The following is a 21,396-nucleotide window of genomic DNA, read 5'->3' as shown; positions in this document are numbered from 1 at the left end:
ACTGTAATATCATTTTAAAGAAAAGGTCTGCTATAATATACTATATACAATGTTATACAATTGTAATTATTTTTTTTATATTCTGCAGTTTCAAAAACAAGTCATTTCTTCCTTGAGCCTAAAGCATGTTCAAATTAAGAGCATGCAACGGATAAAGCATTCTTGCAAAACAAATAATCTGCAAGAAATAAACACTTTGCATCCATTTTTCTCCAATTAAAACCAAAGCCATAGGCTTTGCTATAGCAGCCAAGGCAAGCATACAAACAAATGTGGAAAGCATAGATATGCGTATAACTCTACGATATGCATTTCTTAGTCTTTCTCTATCATCTTGAATACTACTAAGCACAGGGTAAATAACTCTCTAGATTATATTTGTTAAAATTACCCACAACGACCTCGCTGTATCTAATAAAGCTGAACATAGAAGTTTTCATCTTGTCTCAGCATGGTAAAGTATTTCTTTGACATCTAGCGTGATGTCATTTTTTATTGCCTTTATTCTCTATTATATCTAATAATGACATAAGGCACATTGTAATATAGAACTATGGACGTTAGACACACATTCGTTTACTCATAAATTATTGTGTTATTTTTTGAGTGACATTATCTTAATCACGTCTAAAAATATCACGTGTATAAACCTTCTCCTCCACATCGATCAGACAGTCATCATATCGATTAGCGATAATCGCCTGGCTCATTTTCTTAAACTTACTCAAATCATTCACCACTTGACTACCGAAGAAAGTCTCACCATCTTCCATTGCAGGTTCGTAAATGATAATAGTTGCCCCTTTTGCCTTAATACGTTTCATAATACCTTGAATGGCACTTTGACGGAAATTATCTGAATTAGATTTCATTGTCAAGCGATAAACTCCGATGACGCATTCTTTCTCTTTTTCCTTATTATAGTTATTTTGATCACTATAACCATAATATCCGGCTTTAGACAACACTTGATCGGCTATAAAATCTTTTCTAGTGTGATTACTTTCTACAATAGCCGTCATCATATTCTGAGGCACATCTTGATAATTGGCTAAAAGTTGCTTGGTGTCTTTTGGTAAACAATAACCGCCATAACCAAAACTAGGATTATTATAGTGTGTACCAATACGTGGATCGAGACCTACCCCATTGATGATAGACTGAGTATCGAGACCTTTCATTTCAGCGTAGGTATCTAATTCGTTGAAATAACTAACACGCAAAGCTAGGTAAGTATTAGCAAAGAGCTTTACAGCCTCTGCTTCTTTCAAACCCATATACAAGGTCTCTATATCTTCTTTTATCGCTCCTTCTTGAAGAAGACGAGCAAACGTATGTGCCGCTTCTTCCAAATGATGACCGGCTATCGTCTTTATAGCTTCATTCTCTTCATCGCAGAGTTTAATCATTTTGGGATGACCTACGATGATACGACTCGGATAAAGATTATCATAAAGTGCCTTACTTTCTCTCAAAAACTCAGGTGAGAAAAGAATACGAAATTTGCGAGTCGTATCCCATCCTTTTTCTTTGAATATCCGGGCATATTTCACATACAAGCTACGGCAATAACCTACAGGAATGGTACTCTTAATGACCATGGTTGCATCAGGGTTATTTTCGAGCACAAGATCGATGACATCTTCAATATGATGAGTGTCGAAGAAATTCTTCTGTGGATCGTAATTAGTAGGAGCAGCTATAATAACAAAATCAGCTTCTTTATAGGCTGCGGCTCCATCTAATGTCGCTGTAAGCTTTAATTCTTTTTCAGCAAAATAGCGTTCAATATAATCGTCTTGTATTGGTGAGATGCGACGATTGATCTTTTCCACTTTTTCCGGAATGACATCTACAGCGATGACTTCATGATGTTGAGCCAAAAGAGTGGCCATACTTAGACCGACATAACCTGTTCCGGCTACGGCAATCTTTAAATCTTCAAAATTCCGCATAATAAACTTAATAGATATTCCCTTTCTTATAATAAAATCTACATCTTAATTTAACAAATTAAAAAGATTCAATTTTATACAAATAAATAAGGACTAGGGAATTATAAAAATAAAAGATTTCTAAACTATAGTTTTCTTCTCAATCTATTTGATAAAACCGTTGCTGAACGGTGATTAAGATTTAATTCAATGCTATAAAACTAGATCACTTGATCTAATGCCTCAAATCTTGAGTTCTTAGAGATAAATTCAGGTACCACCTTCTTCATCAGAGTAACGGTTTCAGTCACATCTACGTCACGAGACAACCGTTCAAACTCTTCATAATCGCCTAAAATATCGGCATATTCATAATGCCTTACCTTAGCAATCATAATCTTTTTATGATCGGTCTTAATGGTGTTTTCCTCGTTACTGAGCACCTCTTCATAGAGTTTCTCTCCCGGTCGTAACCCGGTATATTCAATCTTAATATCTATATCAGGAGTCAATCCCGCCAACTCGATCATGCGAGTGGCTAAATCGACAATCTTAACGGCTTTGCCCATCTCGAACACAAAGATATCGTTTCCGTGTCCCATGGTAGCAGCTTCCATCACCAAACGACAAGCTTCGGGGATAGTCATAAAGAAGCGAATGATATCGGGATGGGTCACGGTGACCGGACCACCATTTTCGATCTGTTCTTTAAAGCGAGGAATCACTGAACCGTTACTACCTAAGACGTTACCAAAACGAGTGGTAATGAATTGAGTGTGTCCCTTGACTTTACCTTCACGAATGGCGGTTCCCAAACTCTGCACATAGATCTCAGCGAGTCGTTTGGAAGCTCCCATGACGTTGGTCGGGTTAACGGCTTTATCGGTAGACACCATAATCATCTTCTCGGCTTCATATTCCACGGCCATATCGGCTACCTGACGAGAACCGATCACATTGACCAGAACGGCTTCACACGGATTTTCTTCCATCAACGGTACATGTTTATAGGCTGCGGCATGGAAGACGATCTGCGGACGATAGGTCTCGAACGTCATGCGAAGACGGGTCGAGATGCGTACATCACCAATGATGGGGATGAAATGCAGATCGGGATAGCGTTTCTCTAATTCCAAACGAAGGTTATGCAGGGGCGTTTCGGCCGAATCGAACAGAAGAAGTTGCTTGACGTTCATCTGGGCCAACTGGCGACAGAGTTCACTACCGATACTACCTGCTGCTCCGGTCACCAAGACGATCTTTCCGGCAAACTGTGAAGTGACTTCGTCCATATTGATCTGAATCTCATCGCGTCCCAAGAGGTCTTCGATGCGAAGTTCGGGGATGTTACGATAGTTCACCTTACCGTCTTTAAGCTCGTCGACCGAAGGGAGCATGAGCATGCGCACTTTGGCTTTGGTGCAATAACGGATCAAACGATCTTGTTCGGTATCGACATCACGATGGGTGGTGAACAAGAGGTATTTGATCTGACGGTTACGAACGAGTTGCAGGAACTCTTCATAGTTTTGTGCGGGAAATACGGTATATCCGGCAATGCGAATGGACTTGGTACGATCGAGACTGATATAGCCGTCGACTTCATAACGACCGAGACGTCCGATCAAGGAACGGGTCAATGCACCGGTATCGTTCTTATTGATGTAAACCAAGAGTTTATCGCGATTGGCGGAGAAGTTACTGATGATATAGTGATAGGCGGTGGTAATGGCCACACGACAAATGACTAGCAGGAAGAAGGTCAGGAAGCAGTCGATCACTGAGCCTAGAATGTAGAACCGACAGGTCATCTCATGAACTAAGCAAGAGATGGGCAAGATCATCAAGCCGACTTTAAGCAAGGAGCTGACCGCCAAACGACCGATCTCAAGAAGCGTAGAGTGACGGATAATACCTTTATAGGTACCTAGAATTAAAAAGCTGATGCCACTACAAAGTATAGAAATAAGTAACACCAGACTGAAAGAGGTAAAAGAAAAGTCAAACTCACTGATATAGATGATAAATAATATCGTGATTAAACTGCTAAAAACGGAGATCAATAGGTCAAAACAAAAAATAATCCACCGATTGATATATTTAAAGTTCATTAATATCTTTAACGCGACGTTCTTATTCATATTTCAATTTTTTCATTTGCGTTCGTCCAATAGGCTTCTCATCATGCCATAAGAAATCAACAAAGCAGAACCATGGAGGTTCAATAGAACAGCAGGTTTAACCTACCGCTCAATGTTGAAAAACATGATTTATTAAAGGCAAAGATAGAGATAAAAAGTTATTATTGTCGATCTTTTGATAAAAAAAAATACTTTTCTGAATGAAAAATGAGGTCTTTGTAAACAGAAAAACCATTTTTGAAACCTTTATATCAAGGAGTTATAACCTCCGAAAACTCTCTTATTTTCTTTGTAGAATTCTTTGAATTCGGTTTTTGTCGATGATTTGAGGGGATAAAAAGATTTCAGCATGGATCATATCGGCTCGAAATACCCCTTTTTTCTTAGAAAAAGATTACTTTTGCAGTCATAAATAATGAACTTTTACTTAAACAGAAAAGATGGGAGTAGTTATTGGAATTGATGTGGGAGGTAGTACGACAAAAATTGTCGGTATCGAACACGGAACGATTAAATCACCGATGTTTATCCGGGCAACGGATCCGGTCACTTCATTGTTTGGAGCTTTCGGGCGATATATGTATGAGAATAATATTGCACTAGAAGAGATCGAGCAGATTATGCTAACCGGTGTGGGAAGTAATGCCATCGATCAACCGTTGTATGGACGGCCGACCGAAAAAACGGGGGAGTTCTTGGCGAATGGATTGGGCGCTAAGGAGGGGACGAACCTGGATCGCCTGATCGTGGTCAGCATGGGAACAGGTACGTCGTTCGTGAAGGTGGACGGAGATCAGATTGAGCACATCGGAGGTATCGGCGTTGGCGGCGGTACGTTGCAAGGATTGGCGCGACTGTTGCTCAAGACGGACGACATTCATCATATTGCGGAGATGGCGTTGAAAGGTGATGTGGCGAACATCAATCTGCAGATTCAGGATATCTGTAACGTGCCGCTACCGGGATTACCACTCGATGCGACGGCTTCGAACTTTGGTAAGGCGGATGGGAATGCGTCGAATGGGGATCTGGCCGTGGGGATTATTCACCTGGTGCTTCAGTCGATTGGACAGGCTGCAATGCTGGCGGCACTCAATAGTTCGATCAAGGATTTTGTATTGATCGGCAACTTATCGCAACTGCCTCAATGTGATGAGGTCTTTCCGAAGATAGAGAGTATGTATGGGGTGCGCTTCCATAAACCGCAATATGCGGAGTTCCGAACGGCAATCGGTGCGGCACTGACGTACATTGAACGATGACGATAAAAAAGCCATCTATTGGAGGTCTGAACCTCGAATAGATGGCTTTTCTCTTTGACGGACCACTCTCGTTGGTCTAACTATCGAAGGAGATAGGTTTCAATACTACAATTGCCGACATGAAGGGAGGCCTCGGATGGAGCTTTTACCGGATATTCTAACAGATCGGTCTGTTGGGTGCTCTTCACCGGGAAATAAGACCGAAGATGCGCATCGGTGGCAGATCCGTCGTTCACGCTGTCGTATAGACGGATCACCGTAGCGGGACTGTCTTCGTGTTTCTTTAACGCGCTAATGTATAGATGTGGGGCATCGATGCTGAAGAAACTGAGGCACTCGGGCAAGTGAGCCGTGCGATAGGATTCGGGGGCATATACCACGGAGGGCACATGGTTCGCCGCAATGGCTTGCAGGCCGGAGGTGGCATCGCCCGCACGATCGGTACGAAGGCTGAACAGGAAGTGATGATCGCCTTTTTGTGCGTAGAACTCTCCTAGCCAATGGCAACTGCGACGGGAAGCGAAGAGGATGGGCTGAAGAACGGTCTGGCTCACCGGGTCGGGGGTCGGATCGATATAATCGGCCACCACCACGCTGCTACTTAAATGGGCAGTCACCTCGGCATCGGAATAGCCGATCCAGTTGGTCACGCTACGCGGATGGATGTCGGACGGCTGGTCGAGATAGCGTTCGCCTGCGGGTTGGGCAATCTCGTCTTTACCCACTTGCACGGTACCAAAGGGGACGTCGTAGCTCACTTGACCTTGACGACGCATCGGGAAGGCTTGACGGAACTCGCGATAGTCGCGTCCGGTGAAGCCGAGCACTTCGGTGGGGAAGTCGATGCGTTTGATCTGTTTGTAGAGCTTGAGGTAACGCACGATGGTGGCATCGGCAAACGGGGTCTCGCTCTTGTAAAGGGTGTACACGGGACCGGTGTTGACCGGATGCCAACGGGCTTGGTGGGTACGGGTGGACTCGAACTCTTCCATTGACGGGCGTTGGATGGACGAGAACTCTCCGGCACCATTGCCGACCGAACGCATGGAAAGGATCTCGCCGATATCGAACTTGGCGGTATCGAACAAGCCGATGTTCAGGGTACGATCGGTGATCTGGGTGAGCTGTCCGTCGCTGAACGACAGAGTGTAATAGGCCGATTCTTCGGGTTTGAAGGCGGACGAGGGGTGCTTCGGGCGACGGGCATTGAGGTAATAGGTGACGTATCCCACAGATGGCAGGTCTTGCGCAATGAACTCGAGGGTGACACGGGTCGGCGTGCTTCCACTGATCTGATAGGCGATCTCCTGCCCTTTCGCATCGGTCAGCGTCAGACGGTCGATCGGGGTGTCACGCGGGTCGACGGTGAAGGTGACGGGCGCACTGTGGACTACCGACAAGGGGTTGAACACCACCAGTGGGGTGCCACGGCGATCGTTGAAACGGATCTGTGACGCGATGGAACGTGCGGCTTGCTCGGTGAGCTGACCGGCTAAGGCATCGGCTTCCCGATAACGGGCATGGAAAAGGGAATCGGTGACGTGTCCGCCATTGCCGCCCCAACCGTGATCGGCGTAGATGAGGTCTTTCCAAATGGCATCGAGCTCTCGCTTCGGATAGGCACAGGCTTCGGGACGCAAGAGGGTAGCAATGGTACTGAACGTTTCGGCCGATTGCGCTTTACGGTTGGCTGCACGATAGGTAGTCAACGCGCGTTCGTGTCCGGGACCGTGAATGTATATCCAAATATCGGGACGTTCGCCTTTCAGGATCGGAAGTACCGGGTTGCTCTGTTTCAGATCGGCAAAGAAGCGATCGGACGTGGAGTGTTGCAGCTTGGGCATCGGACTCTTCATCCGGTCGCTGAAGGCAGCAAACTTGTCAATCCAATTGTAATAGGTATGTGCGGGGGCCATGTCTTCGGCGGAGAGCATGCCGATGACGGGCGCTTTGCTCTTATCGCTGCGTACATCGGGAAGCGTCTCGACGTAAGTGTAAAACGACTCTAATCCTTCTTCGGGGGTCTTACGGAGGAACTGTGCGGCAACCCCGTAATGTCCCGGCGTGTGCACCATCACGGTACTCGAATCGGGCGACATCCAACGGTAGAGACCGCGCTCGTGGCGACTGTACTGAAGACCTTCTACCCCACTCTTCTTTAGGATCTGTGGCATCTGCAAGGTGCGTCCGGGAACATCGACATTCCAATAACTGCGCCCTTGGTAACCGTTGAAATTTTCTTTAAGGTAGCGCTGACCGTAATAGAACTGTCGCACCAAGGCTTCACCGGTCTGCATCTCTTCGTAGGGCTGGGTATAGCTGGCTCCGACACCGAGCTGTCCGTTAGCCAAGAAGTGAGCAATCTCTGCACGCTTGCGCGGGTTACGGGCGATATATTCTTCGACCATCAGTACATCTTCGATGTCGTAACGATAGTCGGGGTGTTTCTTTAGGAGTTCGAGTGCGGGGGTGATGATCACATCGTCGCGCTTCTCGATGCAACGGTATGGGGTATCCATCCAGGCAATGTCTTGATGAGAGGAGACCATGATGTGAACACGCGACTGTTGCCAAGGGGCTTTCGCGATGCGTGCCAGATAATCGGGAGCGGTGGAGTACGAACATTGCTTCATATATTCGGTAGCAGTGGGACGGCTCCACTTCACTAGGGTGTGTCCATCGAGATAAATGCTGTCTTTGAAGGTGGCAAGGCGATCGATGGCAAACCACTCGTGGTCTGCTGAACCCACGCGAAGGGCTTGCAGAGATTCGTTCTTGGTCAGCAGCGAGCTGAGGTCGAGGATGGACTCGGAATGACGGGCCACAAAGCGAACGGTTTGGGGTTTCTTCCCGTTGACCGATACGTGCACGGCGGTTCCGCTGTATTTTTGAGGGGCAACAAGATGGGGCTTACCACCATCTGTTTTAAGACTGAAGCAGGCATCGGTTTCCGATCGGTGAACCAATTGACGCACTAAGTCTTTGTTTTTAAAGACCATGAACCAGTTGTTGGCTGAAGCGTTCTCGCCGACCAGCTTGAACGTAGCCGGTTGCCCGATGGAGAGCTGCGAAGCGGGAACGGTGAGTTCCATGAAGCAGGCCCCATCGCCCCAGTCGTTACGACCAATGCGTCGGAAGTCGGCACGCGCTCCATGTGAGAGGTCGACCGTCTGTGTGGCTTCATGGAAATTGGTGAAGGCACCGTATGGGCGATCGTTGATATAGAAGTTGAACTTTAGTGGGGCATTGGCTTGATCGACACAAACCAACAGGAAGAAATGCACTTGTCCGTCGGGGGCCGCCTTGGTGGGTTCGGACGCCCAGACGATGGCCATCTTGCCGGTGGTGGTGCGCGTGAGGAAAGCTTGATCTTGGGTATCCCAAAGGTTACTGTAGGTGATGTCGTCGCCTGAGATCTTACGGGCATAGCCGTTCGTTAGCATGGAAGCCTTACGAGCAAAGTCGGATTGGCTGTTGATCAGTTCGATGGATTGTCCCCAGACCGTATGGGAGGTGAGCAGGACAAGAAGGGTTATCAAGAGTGTTTTTGGAGTGTTCATAGTTTTAATAGAGTATTCATCGTTTAAAGTCGGTTCTATTTGACGAATTAAGGTTATAGTTCTTACGAGCTATAACCTTAATCTGTACTCCCTCTAAGGGAGGTTTTATTTTAAGTCAAAATGCAATGTCCGTCCATGAATCAACTCGTCGTGGGTCATTCGATAACTGTTATATCGACGTCCATTGATCGAGATCTTTTGGATGTACTTCGCTTCTGAAGTGGGACGATGAGTGGTAATGACCAGTTCGTTCTCTTTGTACCATTTGGGAGAAAGACGGATGGTCACCTTATCGAACACCGGCGTGGTCAAGGTGTATTCGGGTTTTCCGGGACAGTCGGGATAGAGTCCCATCATGCTGAAGATCGCCCAGGCCGACATCGTTCCGGTATCATCATTGCCCGGAATACCATCGGGCTTTGTGGTGAAGAACTTCGCCAACAAGCGTTGGGTCTGTTCTTGGGTACGCCACTCTTCGCCTTTAAAGTAAGAGAACAGATAAGGATAAGCGATATCGGGCTCATTCGCCGGATCGTAAAGTCCCTTATCGAAGATCATCTGAAGCTTCTTGACGAAAGCGTTCTTCCCTCCCATCAGCTTGGCTAAACCATAAACATCATGAGGAACGTAATAGGTGTAATTCCAAGCATTACCTTCATGGAATCCGGGACTCGGTTCGAAGTTCTCGCCTTGCATCGGATTGAAAGGACTATAGAACTCGCCATTCGGAAGAATAGGACGAAGCGTTCCATAGGTCTTGCAGTAATAGTGCTTGTAGCCTAATGAGCGTTTGTAGAACAACTCGGCATCTTTCTTCTTCCCTAAGGCATCGGCCATACGCGACAACGCATAATCGGCAATGTAATATTCTAAGGCATGAGAGATGGAGTTGTCGTAAGGTGAACGCAAAGGAATATAACCGCGCGACAAGTAGTCGTCGTTATCGGGACGCATCAGGTTGTCTTTACCCGGAAGGGTGGCCGACTTGTACATGGCTTCGTAAGCCAGATTGACATCGAAGTCGCGCAAGCCTTTCATCCAAGTGTCGACGATAACCGGAAGACTCGGATCGCCCTCCATGGTCAAGGTCTCACGACCGAAGAGTTCCCACTTAGGCAGCCAACCGTGTTCGCGATACATGTCGAGCATGGTACGCACCATCTCGATCTGACGTTCGGGGTAAACAAGCGTGAGCAATTGATGGACGTTACGGTAGGTATCCCATAAAGAGAAAACGGTATAGCGATCGCCTTTGGTCGTCAGGATCTTATCGCTCTCCATCGCCGGATATTGACCGTTGACATCTTGCAAGATGTTCGGATGCAAAAGGAGGTGATAAAGGGCGGTATAGAATACGGTACGTTGACTGGCGGTTCCTCCGTCGACTAAGATGCGCGAGAGGTCGTCGTTCCAACGTTGACGCGACTGAGCGTAAATCTGATCGAAATGTTGGTCGGTCTGCTCTTGGTCTAAGTTCTGACGGGCATTGGCCATGCTGACAAATGAAACGCCCATCCGGACTTCGAGCTGCTCGCCTTCTTCCGTGTCGAACGTGAAATAGGCACCAACATCGTCTCCGGCCAGTTCTTTACCATAACCCGGGTAGAGCTTTAGCTTGCCACTATCTTTGTCCCACTCGGCTTCTACACCGACCATCGGACGTTGACGCTTCCAAAAGCCGGTGGCTTTAGGCGCTTTGCTGACGCGCATCACGAAATAGATCGGGAAGACGGCTTGCGGATTATAGCAAAAGGTGCCGAGCAACTTCATACCTTCAATCTCACGATCGTTCACCCGGCGAACCATGGCGCCCGTCTCGTTAGTCAGCCCTTCACCCAAGTTGAGGATGATGTGGCTTTCTCCCTTGGGGAACGTGAAACGAGACAATCCGGTACGTGGGGTGGCAGTCACCTCGGTACGAATACCGTATTTGGTGAGGAAGTTGGTATAGTAACCCGGTGAGGCTTTTTCGTCTTTGTATTTACTCCCGTAGTCTTTGTAATCGACATTCAAAGCACCGGTCGTGGGCATCAGTAAAAGTGAACCCAGGTCGGGACACCCTACGCCACTTAAGTTGACATGCGAATAACCGGTAAAATAGGTGTTGTGGTACTCGTAAGGAGCCGACCACCAACGAGCGTCTTTATCGTACTTATTGTCCGACGACCCCATCACATTGAATGGTACCACCGACATTAAGCCGTTCGGACAGACTGCACCCGGATTGGTCGCCCCAAAATTGGTGGTTCCAATGAACGGATCAACATAGTCGACCGGCAATTTCTGATCGGTCTGTTGATCGGTCTGCCGGTCAGCCTGTAAACACGAAAGGCTTTCGCCCTTTACCCCGAAGGGTAAAAGAGAGAAAGCCAAAGTATAAATTAATAAACGATGCTTCATTTCTAAATGATACTGGTACGTTTTGTAAATTCTATAATTTCATCGATATATCCGAATGCTAATCCGGTCACGGTATCGGCACAACCATAATAGATAGCGATACGTCCGGTGTCAGCATCGTGAAGAGCGGCACATGGGAAACAAACATTAGGTACATCACCCATACATTCGTAATCTTTTTGAGGCGAAAGAAGGTATGGACCTGAACGGTATTTCACTTTCCAAGGTTCGTCTAGATCGAGTAAAGCTGAACCGAAGCTATACACAAAACCGTTGCAAGAAGCCAACACGCCGTGATAGATAAGCAACCAACCTTCGGAGGTCTCGATAGGAATAGGACCTGCACCGATCTTAGTACATTGCCATGCGCTCTTCTCGAATGGTGCCGGTGCCATCACATGACGGTGACGTCCCCAGAATTCCATATCGGGTGTTTCGCTATAGAAGATATCTCCAAATGGGGTATGTCCGTTATCGCTCGGACGACTCAACATCGCAAAACGACCGTTGATCTTACGAGGGAACATCACACCATTACGATTGAACGGAATGAAAGCGTTCTCCAACTGGTGGAACGTCACAAAATCGTAGGTATAAGCTACACCGATAGTTGGACCGTGGTAACCGTTACACCAAGTCACATAGTAACGATCTTCGATGAAACAAACGCGAGGATCGTAACCGTAAACCCAAGTACCGATCTCTTCGTCATCACACTCAAAAGTCAACGGTTCTTCGTTGATGGCCCAGTTCACAGCATCTTTGCTGAAACCCACATGAAGACGCATGCGACGGTTGGTATCGTCACAACGGAACACACCGGCATACCCACCTTCAAAAGGAACAACAGCACTATTGAAAATACTGTTCGAGGTAGGAAGCAGATCACGAGGAATAATCGGATTGGCAGAACAACGCCAAACCACATCTTTACAATCAACCGGACGGTCTTCCCAAGGCATTGAAGGCAGGGCCTGACCTGCAATTTTAATTGAACTCATCATTAAAGTGGTAGTTTTAGTTAGTTATTTTTTTCTTTCTATATTCTGTATGTTATGCTATAGATGCATCATATCTCCCAAATCTTCTACAAAAATAGGAAAAATGTCGATAGGTGCTTCTTATTTTTTCTGATCGTCGTAAGTAAATGGAATAAACCAGGTGATAATGAACGCCGGAATAGCTGCGATCAAGACATAAATAAAGAAATCACGATAGCCTAAAAGGTCGCTCAAGTAACCACTCGCCGCTCCCGGAAGCATCACTCCAAGATTCATGATCCCTGAAGCAAAGGCATAATGCGACATCTGATGTTTGCCCGGAGCAATCTGTTGCATCATAAATAAAGTCAGCCCGACGAATCCGAAGCCATAACCGAAATACTCCAAGGTAATGCAGGCTCCGATCAACGAGAGGCTTTCCGGTTGAACAACAGCCAAGAAGGTGTAAGCCACAAACGGAAGATTGAAGACGCAGCACAAAGAGAACAAGGTTCTCTTCAACCCAAAACGGGAAACATAGAATCCGGCTAATAAAGAACCGAGGACGAAAGCCGCCGATCCGAAGATACCGTTCAGCGTACCAATCTCTGTTAGAGTCAACCCTAACCCACCATGGGCACGCGGTGCACGCAGAAAGAGCGGTGCAATCTTCATAATGAATCCTTCGGCAAAACGATAAAGGATGATGAAGAAGATATAGTAAACGATATGTTTCTTTGAGAAGAAGTTTTTAAGGACCAAAACCAGTTCGTTCAAGATCTCACGAGAGGTCTTATGACCGACAGCCGGCTTTTGAGTGGAAGGCAACATACGCATGTGATAGAATCCGATCAAGATCAAGATGGCGGAGATCACGCCAAAGATCACCATCCAAGCGGTAGAATAAGCTCCCATATTAGCATTCAACGGTGCTCCTTCGATGGCTCCGAAATGCTCGGCCAACTGACCGGCAAGAGCAACGAGTCCACCATTAGCGACCAACTTAGCCACATTATAGAAAGCACCTTGTACGCCGATATATCGAGCTTGATCGGCTTGATCGAGTTCTTGCATATACACCCCATCGCAAGCAATGTCGTGGGTTGAACCGCTTAAAGCGATCACCGCCATGGTAGAGATACTAATGGCGAAGAAATAATCGAAGAACAGCGAGAAAGCGACCACTCCAAAGAGCACGCCGCTCAACAACTGGTTGAGGACAACGAAGTATTTTTTGGTTTTATAAATCTCAAGGAACGGACTCCAAAGGAACTTTAAGGTCCATGGCATCATGATGATGGAGGTCCAGAAAGCAATCTGGGTATCGGAAATACCGAGATCCTTAAACATGAAAACAGAGACGAGGTTAATAGCGATAAAGGGAAGACCCATAGCAAAATAGGCTGTGGGAACCCAAGACAGAGGACTAACCGATCTACGGCTAGGCGTGCTTTCATTTGGTTGTAAATTCATAAGTAATAGATACTGTTTATGTTAGAATGTTTATATAATAATACAATCGAAAGGGGCAAACTACTAACGTCTACCCCTCTTTTTTTATTTTATTGTGACCTCATCAATAAAGAACCAAGAGTTATGCCCCACTCCATAATGCCACGTCGGACACACTTTTGTTCCGGTGACCTCTACTTTGACATAGCGAGCCTTAAGCGGAGACGGTGAGTCACTCTTCACGCCAATGAACTTCACAGCATTCGACTGATCTTCGGGCAGGTCGTGCGTTCCCCAAGCCTTATAGTTCGTTCCGTCTTCCGAATACGAGTAAACCACCTTCAAAGGAGCCAAGATCCAAGCCCCAATCTGATGAAGGAAATCGGTCTCGACACTATGGATCGACTGTACCTTTCCTAAGTCCACGACAAACGATGCATCGACACCTTCCCAGCCAATCCAACTCTCTACAAACGTCGACCCGCCGAAGAGACCATCGGTCAGCGCCTTTGCTCCGATCTCGGCATAACGTCCGGACGGCGGAGTGATGAACTGAACAGGAGCTCCAAGTGCCAAACTCTTTTCACGGCCCGGCATGAAACGTTCGCGATACAAGCGACAGTAATCGACCGGAGAGTTAGAGCGTTCGTTTAACGTCGGCACCTTAAATTGTTTCACCCGTTCTTCAAAGAGATTGAGCTTACGGGTGATATCGTCGACATCCATGGTCGGTTCGGTACGTGCAATCTCCAGTTCTGAATACTGAAGAGGCAAACGCGTGCGTTGCAAACGAGCCAAGAATTGAGGGTCGTGAGCCACCGCTTGTTCAGCCTCATCGAAGAGCCGGTTGTAACGACGCATCAATGCCGGTTTCAGCATGCCTTGCTTGTGCGATACCGGAGAATCATAGATCCACAACCGTTGCCCGCTACCCATCAACGCGCCTTCCATCATCTTGATGTAGCGGTAAAGGTAAGGACCGGCCTGACCATAATAGCCATTTAAGAAATGATGCGTTAGGGAATCAACATCTGCTTCAGGATTCCACATCAACTTAGAAACGAGGTAGGTACGCAACTCGGCAAAGTCTCCTCCGCGATTGCTGGCAATCTGTGAGAAGTGCATGGTCACGTGATTCTTCTTGAACAGACGAATGTTATCTTGTAAGATATGGAAGTTAGGGAAAGGCGACAAATAATTGTCGAAGTTGATCCCGTAATCCCAAACGAAAATATTATTAGTGAGTTTAGCCCATCCTTCGAGCGCTTTCGTGAATTCTTGTCCGCTAGCATTCTCGGTAAGTGAGACTTCCCGATTACAGTCGATATCGCACAACATAATCACCACGTTAGGCAACGGCTTCACATGCTTCGGCGGATTCATGGTATAAAGGTAGGCCAAGGTGGCAATCTCTTTATCGGGGAAACGAGCCGCCAGACGGTTGATGAAATGAATCAAACTTCCGGAGAGTGCACCCTCTTCGTCGTCGAGCTTCTTACAATCGGGACAAGTACAATTGGTATAGTTACCGTCGTTCTGACTCACGCAAATGAGCTTCTGATCGGGATTTGCTTTGAAGATAGAATCCAGACGTTGCACCACAATGTCGAACACCTCAGGATTGGTCAGACACCACTGACTCGCCTTACCCGGGTGACGTTTGCCTTTGAAATAGGAATAGTATTCGGGATGGGACTTGCCATAGACTGCCGAGGGTAATAATTTATCGAATGTGTGCACCCAATAACCGGCAGCAAAGACCTCCTTAGGCTCTTCAAGACGGTTCCACCATTTATAGATTGAGTCGTTGGCCATGCCGTAGAACTGTGTTTGACGGTAGCGGAAAGCCGGATTATCCACGAGTTGAATCGTTTCGGGTAGGACGATGGTTGGCGTTGCCTTCAAACGATATTCGTTCTCTCCCCAATAATCGACTCCTAAATAGCGTTCCAACAAGGTCACGACGCCATAAACCGTTCCGTTATCTTTTCCTGCAATGGTGAGTATTCCTTTATGGGTCGATAGCGAAAAGCCATCCCCTTTTAAGTCGGGCGTCACTTCTCCCCCGATCACCACATCTCCTCGACGGGGCGTTGTGTGATCGACAATAGGTAGTGTACAGTTTGAGATACGCTGCACAAACGTTTGTAGTAAGGTCGCCGCCGTGCGATCGACCGCATGACCTTCTGTTAATACAATTCTTGATTTTGAGCGACCCTTATCGGTCAGCTTGATCTGTGCATTTGTTTCACCACAAAGAGTTAAAACAAAGCCAATCAGTAGTAGTTTGCTAGTTAAATGTTTAATGTTTTTCATGTTCAGAGTTTTTAAACAGCCTCTATTGGCTTAAAACGTCTGCAAGATAAACAAAAACGAGCAATTGGAGAAGAGTTAGGAGAGGTTTTTGAGAACAGCATGACCGTCTTTAAACATGAAGGTGCATGAAAACCAATAGGCTTTTCATACACCTTCATCAAAGAGGGAAATGCTCATGCGATACGGTTAGAAAGCGATGATATGCGATTCTAACGTACGTAGATCGATGGTCCAGAGCTTTCCACTCAACACAGAACCGCAGCCGGTTATTATCTTAATGGCCTCGGATGCTTGAATGCTTCCGGTCACAGCAGGCGTTACACCTAAAACACCTTTGAACGGTGTCGTTTGGATCAAAGCCTCCCGATTGGGATAAAGCAGACGATAAGATCTGGGATCTTCGCCATAATGAAACACAGAGACTTGTCCCTCGAATCCGGAGATCGCTCCATAAACATAAGGGATACCGAGTTGTCCACAAGCCTCATCGAGTAAATAGCGGGTTTCGAAATTATCACAAGCATCGATCACGATATCGTACGCCGAAACCACCGAAGCCACATTGGAGGCCTCCAGTCGCATGGGGTAAGTCTTGATCTGTGTCTCGCTATTCAACGCTTGAAGACGAGCCGAAGCACAGTCGACCTTTAAACGATCGATCTCCGACTCGGTATACAAGACCTGTCGTTGCAGATTGGTCAGGCTCACCCGATCATCGTCGACTAAACCGATCGTCCCCACCCCGACGGCCGTCAGATAGAGAGCAATGGGCGACCCTAGTCCCCCGACCCCCACCAACAGTACTTTGGCCTGTTTGAGTTTTTGCTGCCCTTCGATTCCGATCTCCGGGAGCATGACTTGTCTATCATATCTCATGCCTTTTCTCTTTTTTACGCACGATCGAAACAAGCATCCCAATCCTTCCAAACCGGTTCGCGTCCCTGCTTACGCAACGCTTGTTGCACCTCCAGCGCCTTACGTTCGTCGCTGACGTGAAACTGTTCGAGCGTTTGCGGGTAGCTGTAATATCCTCCCGGTTCGGTCTTGCTCTCGGCACTCATGGTGGTCACCCCCAACGTTGCCATGTGATCGCGGAACTCCGCCGATTCACGGGTGGAATAAGAGATATCCACATCGTGATCGAAGAGACGCATCGCAAAGGTGAGCTGGGCCAACTGACGGTCGTTCATGATGACATTCGGCTGAAAACCGCCATTCTCCGATGGACGCATCCGTGGGAAGTTGACGCTATACTTCGTCTTCCAATAATGCTTTTGCAGATAACGCAAATGATGAGCCAACATGGTCACGTCGGTGCGCCATTCTTCCAGTCCGATCAAGACCCCCATACCAATTTTATGTACCCCGGCCTGTCCCATACGGTCGAACCCGTTCACTCGCCAGTCGAACTTCGACTTCATCCCACGAGGGTGATAAATATTATAGTTGGCCTTATTGTAGGTTTCTTGGAAGCAGATCACTCCATTCAGTCCATGACCGACCAGCTCGGCATACTCTTCTGCCTTAAGAGGCATCACCTCAATTTGCAGCTGACTGAAATAGGGTTTCGCCAGATCGAGAGCACGGGCGATGTAAGGCACCCCTGCAGCAACAGGATTCTCTCCGGTAACGAGTAATAGGTTATCGAACGGAGCAAGTTTCTTGATGGCTCGATATTCGTTGACCATCTCCTCGTCAGTCAGAATGGTGCGTTTCATCGGGTTACTGATATGAAATCCGCAATACACACAAGAGTTGGTACAAGAGTTCGTCAGATAAAGCGGTACGAACATCGACATCGTACGCCCAAACCGACGAAGCGTATACATTCGGCTCAACTGAGCCATGGTTTCCAAATAAGGTTCTGCAGCCGGAGAGATCAGTGCCATAAAATCATTGACATCCAGCTGTCCGTCTTTAGCCAATGCACGTTGCACATCGGCTTCAGTCTTAGAATAGATGGCCTCTGTGGTCTCTTTCCAATCTATTTTTTCTAATTCTTCAGAAAACATCTTTTTTCTTTTTTTGAGGTTTAAAACTTCTCATCCGAAGACTGCTCATCCGACAAGTTCTCATCCGGCAAGTTCTCATCCGAAGCTTTCGTCTTTTTCAAATCACGCGAGAGGCGCATCGCACAGAAGTTCGGTCCGCACATGGTGCAATATTCGCCATCGGTATGACGTCCCGCATGGAAATAGGTCTGAGCACGTTCCGGGTCGAGCGACAAATCGAACTGGTCTTTCCATCGGAACTCGTAACGCGCCTTACTTAAGGCATTATCACGCACTTGAGCACCCGGGTGACCTTTGGCTAAGTCGGCAGCATGGGCGGCAATCTTATAGGTCACCACACCTACGCGCACATCCTCTTTATCGGGCAATCCTAAATGTTCTTTCGGGGTGACATAGCACAACATCGCCGTGCCCATCCATCCAATCTGTGCGGCTCCAATAGCCGAGGTGATGTGATCGTAACCCGGAGCAATATCGGTCACCAAAGGGCCGAGGGTGTAAAACGGTGCGTTGTGACATTTCTCGATCTGACGGTCCATATTCTCTTTCAGTTTGTGCATCGGCACATGTCCCGGACCTTCGATAAAGGCTTGCACGTTCTTCGCCCAAGCACGGGTCACCAGTTCGCCCATGGTGTCGAGCTCTGCAAACTGAGCTTCATCGTTCGCATCTTGGATCGATCCCGGACGAAGACCATCGCCCAACGAAACCGCAACATCGTATTGAGCCAAAATATCGCAGATGTCGTCGAAGTGTTCGTACAAGAAGCTTTCTTGATTGTGCACTAAGCACCATTTGCTCATGATACTTCCTCCGCGACTCACAATACCGCACAGTCGTTTCTCAGCCAGATGGACGTTATGACGGCGGATGCCGGCATGAATCGTAAAGTAATCGACGCCTTGTTCGCATTGCTCGATCAACGTATCACGATAGATCTCCCACGTCAAGTCTTCGACCACGCCATTCACTTTCTCCAGCGCTTGATAGATGGGAACGGTGCCTACCGGAACGGGACAATTCCGTACGATCCATTCTCGTGTTTCATGGATATTATCGCCCGTAGACAGATCCATCAACGTATCCCCTCCCCACTTACAACTCCAAACCGCTTTTTCCACCTCTTCGTCGATGCTTGAGGTCGTCGCTGAATTTCCAATATTTGTATTGATCTTCACCAAGAAGTTTCGTCCGATGATCATCGGTTCGGCTTCGGGATGATTAATATTGGCCGGAAGTACGGCACGTCCTTCGGCAATCTCCTGACGTACAAACTCGGGAGTGATAGGAGTTGGAATGCCCATCTCCTCGCAATTCATATTCTCACGAATCGCCACATACTCCATCTCCGGAGTGATGATGCCTTGTTTGGCATAGGCCATCTGCGTAATGGCACAATCGGCTTTCGCCCGATAAGGCAAAGCAATATGTTCGAATCGTAAGTGATCGAGCGTTTGATCGTCTCGACGCATGCGTCCATAGCTCGAAGAGATCTCCGACAATTGCTCCACATCGCCACGCTTAAGAATCCATGACTCCCGCAGGCGGGGCAACCCTTTCTTCAAGTCGACCTCGACGTTCGGATCACTAAAAGCGCCACTGGTATCGTAGATCAAGACATCGGGATTGGGGGTATATGACTTTTCATCACCATCGACGTGTACACTAGGAACTTGCGAAACCTTGCGCATCGCTACACGGATTTCAGGAAACAGCTGACCGGGCAGATAGACTTTTTCTGAGCGAGAGAACTTTATTTTTTGTTCCATAATTGATTCTTCTTTTTGAGGGTTAATCATTAATCTAAAAAGGCTGTCAAAGGCGAACTAGCTACGGCTTGTAGATTCAGCACCTGACTTCCCAAGCCGGCTTCATAAGCACGGCGGCCCGCCATCACTGATTCTTTAAAGGCTTTGGCCATCTCGATCGGATCACCGGCAACGGCAATGGCGGTGTTGACTAAGACGGCTGATGCCCCCATCTCCATCGCTTCTGCGGCATGACTAGGAGCTCCAATACCGGCATCGACCACCACGGGAATGCCCGCTTGCTCAATGATGATTTGTATGAAATCGCGTGTCTGTAATCCTTTATTTGTACCGATAGGTGCTCCAAGTGGCATCACAGTTGCCGCACCGGCTTCTTCTAATTGTTTGCAAAGCACCGGATCGGCCTGACAATAAGGCAATACCACAAAACCTAACTTAACGAGCTGCTCGGTAGCCTTTAAGGTCTCGACAGAATCGGGCAACAGATAACGAGGATCGGGATGAATCTCTAGTTTCAACCAATTGGTACCAAACGCTTCGCGAGCCATTTGTGCGGCAAACACGGCTTCTTCGGCATTTCTAACCCCGGAGGTATTCGGCAAAAGCTGAATATGAGGATGCTTGATGTGTCCTAACATATCGTCGTTGTCATCTTTCAAATCGATGCGTTTCATCGCCACCGTTACCATTTCCGTACCGGAAGCCAAAATGGATTGTTCCATCACACTATTGGAATCGAACTTTCCTGTTCCTAAAAAGAGACGCGAAGTAAACTCACGTCCTGCAACCATTAATTTCTTCATAACTATTAATGTTATTATGTCATTATGTTTTTATGTTATTATATTTTTATGTCTATGACCGATCTTAGAACTTGAGTTCTGCAATCGATCTTAAAACCGTCTATTGACGATCGATCTTGATCTCTCGGAAGTCTGAACCTTTAGCGTAAGCCGCTCTGTAAGAAGCGTTCCGTTTCCACCTTCGGATCGGCTGCATTCAAGATCGATCCGGAAAGTGCAATGCCGGTAATGCCTACCCGCAAGAGATCCGGAAGATCAGCCTGTGTAAGGCCTCCGATGGCCACTAAAGGCAAGTCGATACCTTCTGCTTTCATCTGTTGAAGAATAGAAGCGTAGCCCTCTAAACCGAGAATCGGACTTAAGTTTTGTTTGGTAGTGGTATAACGAAAAGGACCTACGCCTAAATAATCGACTCCGGCGTGATACAAACGACGGACATCATCCATCGTATTGGCCGTTCCACCAATGATGAAGGACGGACCGAGCATCCGGCGCGCTTCGTCGACCGGCATATCGTGCCGCCCCAGATGAACCCCATCGAGCTGAAGACGTTGGGCGATCTCGACCTGATCGTCGACGATAAACGTCGCGCCATACGAGCGACAAATCGGTTTTAATTGTTCGGCTGCTTGTTCGATCTCTTCAGGAGAAGCCTCCTTCATACGAAGTTGAATCCATCGGCATCCACCTTCCAGAGCTAAACGCGCTCCTTCGATTTCTGAAAAGCGAGAGGTGCGATGTGTAATAAATTGTAAGTTAAGCATCCT

At 47.3% G+C, this 21,396-nt stretch carries 13 protein-coding genes and 1 pseudogene; 1 reads left to right on the top strand and 13 read right to left on the bottom strand.

Translation table 11 applies throughout. The annotated features are described in order from the left end of the window. Nucleotides 1–55: 55 nt before the first annotated feature. The 3 genes and pseudogenes from AC4PG5_RS02760 to AC4PG5_RS02750 form a co-directional block, all read right to left on the bottom strand. Nucleotides 56–367 (bottom strand): annotated as a pseudogene (locus tag AC4PG5_RS02760) (oligosaccharide flippase family protein); the annotation flags it as partial. A 250-nt stretch (nt 368–617) separates the two neighbouring features. After that, complete coding sequence (locus tag AC4PG5_RS02755; protein ID WP_492029933.1) at nt 618–1,955, bottom strand: nucleotide sugar dehydrogenase; 1,338 nt, start codon at nt 1,953–1,955, stop codon at nt 618–620. Nucleotides 1,956–2,155: 200 nt separating this feature from the next. After that, nucleotides 2,156–4,075: a UDP-N-acetylglucosamine 4,6-dehydratase family protein gene (locus AC4PG5_RS02750; RefSeq protein WP_492029932.1), complete on the bottom strand. Its 1,920-nt coding sequence runs from the start codon at nt 4,073–4,075 to the stop codon at nt 2,156–2,158. A gap of 440 nt (nt 4,076–4,515) precedes the next feature. Here AC4PG5_RS02750 and coaW point away from each other — a divergent pair, with 440 nt between their 5' ends. After that, nucleotides 4,516–5,337: a type II pantothenate kinase gene (gene coaW, locus AC4PG5_RS02745; protein ID WP_492029931.1), complete on the top strand. Its 822-nt coding sequence runs from the start codon at nt 4,516–4,518 to the stop codon at nt 5,335–5,337. 80 nt (nt 5,338–5,417) lie between these two features. On the opposite strand, the gene AC4PG5_RS02740 is transcribed toward coaW, so the two are convergent. The 10 genes from AC4PG5_RS02740 to AC4PG5_RS02695 form a co-directional block, all read right to left on the bottom strand. Continuing rightward, entirely contained in the window at nt 5,418–8,897 is a 3,480-nt protein-coding gene (locus AC4PG5_RS02740; RefSeq protein WP_492029930.1) for a glycoside hydrolase family 38 N-terminal domain-containing protein, read from the bottom strand. Nucleotides 8,898–9,002: 105 nt separating this feature from the next. Next, complete coding sequence (locus tag AC4PG5_RS02735; protein WP_492029929.1) at nt 9,003–11,297, bottom strand: GH92 family glycosyl hydrolase; 2,295 nt, start codon at nt 11,295–11,297, stop codon at nt 9,003–9,005. 2 nt (nt 11,298–11,299) lie between these two features. After that, a complete protein-coding gene (locus tag AC4PG5_RS02730; RefSeq protein ID WP_492030671.1) occupies nt 11,300–12,298 on the bottom strand; it encodes a glycoside hydrolase family 130 protein in 999 nt (332 codons plus the stop codon). 120 nt (nt 12,299–12,418) lie between these two features. Then, on the bottom strand, nt 12,419–13,750 hold the full coding sequence (locus AC4PG5_RS02725; protein WP_492029928.1) for an MFS transporter: 1,332 nt from the start codon (nt 13,748–13,750) through the stop codon (nt 12,419–12,421). Nucleotides 13,751–13,834: 84 nt separating this feature from the next. After that, nucleotides 13,835–16,045, bottom strand: a complete 2,211-nt coding sequence (locus AC4PG5_RS02720; RefSeq protein WP_492029927.1) for a glycoside hydrolase family 20 protein — start codon at nt 16,043–16,045, stop codon at nt 13,835–13,837. A 186-nt stretch (nt 16,046–16,231) separates the two neighbouring features. Next, entirely contained in the window at nt 16,232–16,921 is a 690-nt protein-coding gene (locus AC4PG5_RS02715; RefSeq protein ID WP_492029926.1) for a HesA/MoeB/ThiF family protein, read from the bottom strand. Between the two features lie 14 nt (nt 16,922–16,935). After that, the gene (gene thiH / locus AC4PG5_RS02710; protein ID WP_492029925.1) at nt 16,936–18,057 is read right to left on the bottom strand and encodes a 2-iminoacetate synthase ThiH; all 1,122 of its coding nucleotides are present in this window, start codon (nt 18,055–18,057) and stop codon (nt 16,936–16,938) included. Between the two features lie 20 nt (nt 18,058–18,077). Then, complete coding sequence (gene thiC, locus AC4PG5_RS02705) at nt 18,078–19,826, bottom strand: phosphomethylpyrimidine synthase ThiC (protein ID WP_492029924.1); 1,749 nt, start codon at nt 19,824–19,826, stop codon at nt 18,078–18,080. A 29-nt stretch (nt 19,827–19,855) separates the two neighbouring features. Further along, a complete protein-coding gene (locus tag AC4PG5_RS02700) occupies nt 19,856–20,629 on the bottom strand; it encodes a thiazole synthase (protein WP_492029923.1) in 774 nt (257 codons plus the stop codon). Between the two features lie 140 nt (nt 20,630–20,769). Next, nucleotides 20,770–21,393, bottom strand: coding sequence for a thiamine phosphate synthase (locus tag AC4PG5_RS02695; protein ID WP_492029922.1), 624 nt, complete (start codon nt 21,391–21,393; stop codon nt 20,770–20,772). Nucleotides 21,394–21,396: the final 3 nt, after the last annotated feature.

The organism is Bacteroides sp. QWL-09, assembly GCF_058683585.1.
The sequence above is the reverse complement of the archived record's forward strand: the minus strand, read 5'-3'. Positions and strand labels throughout refer to the sequence as shown.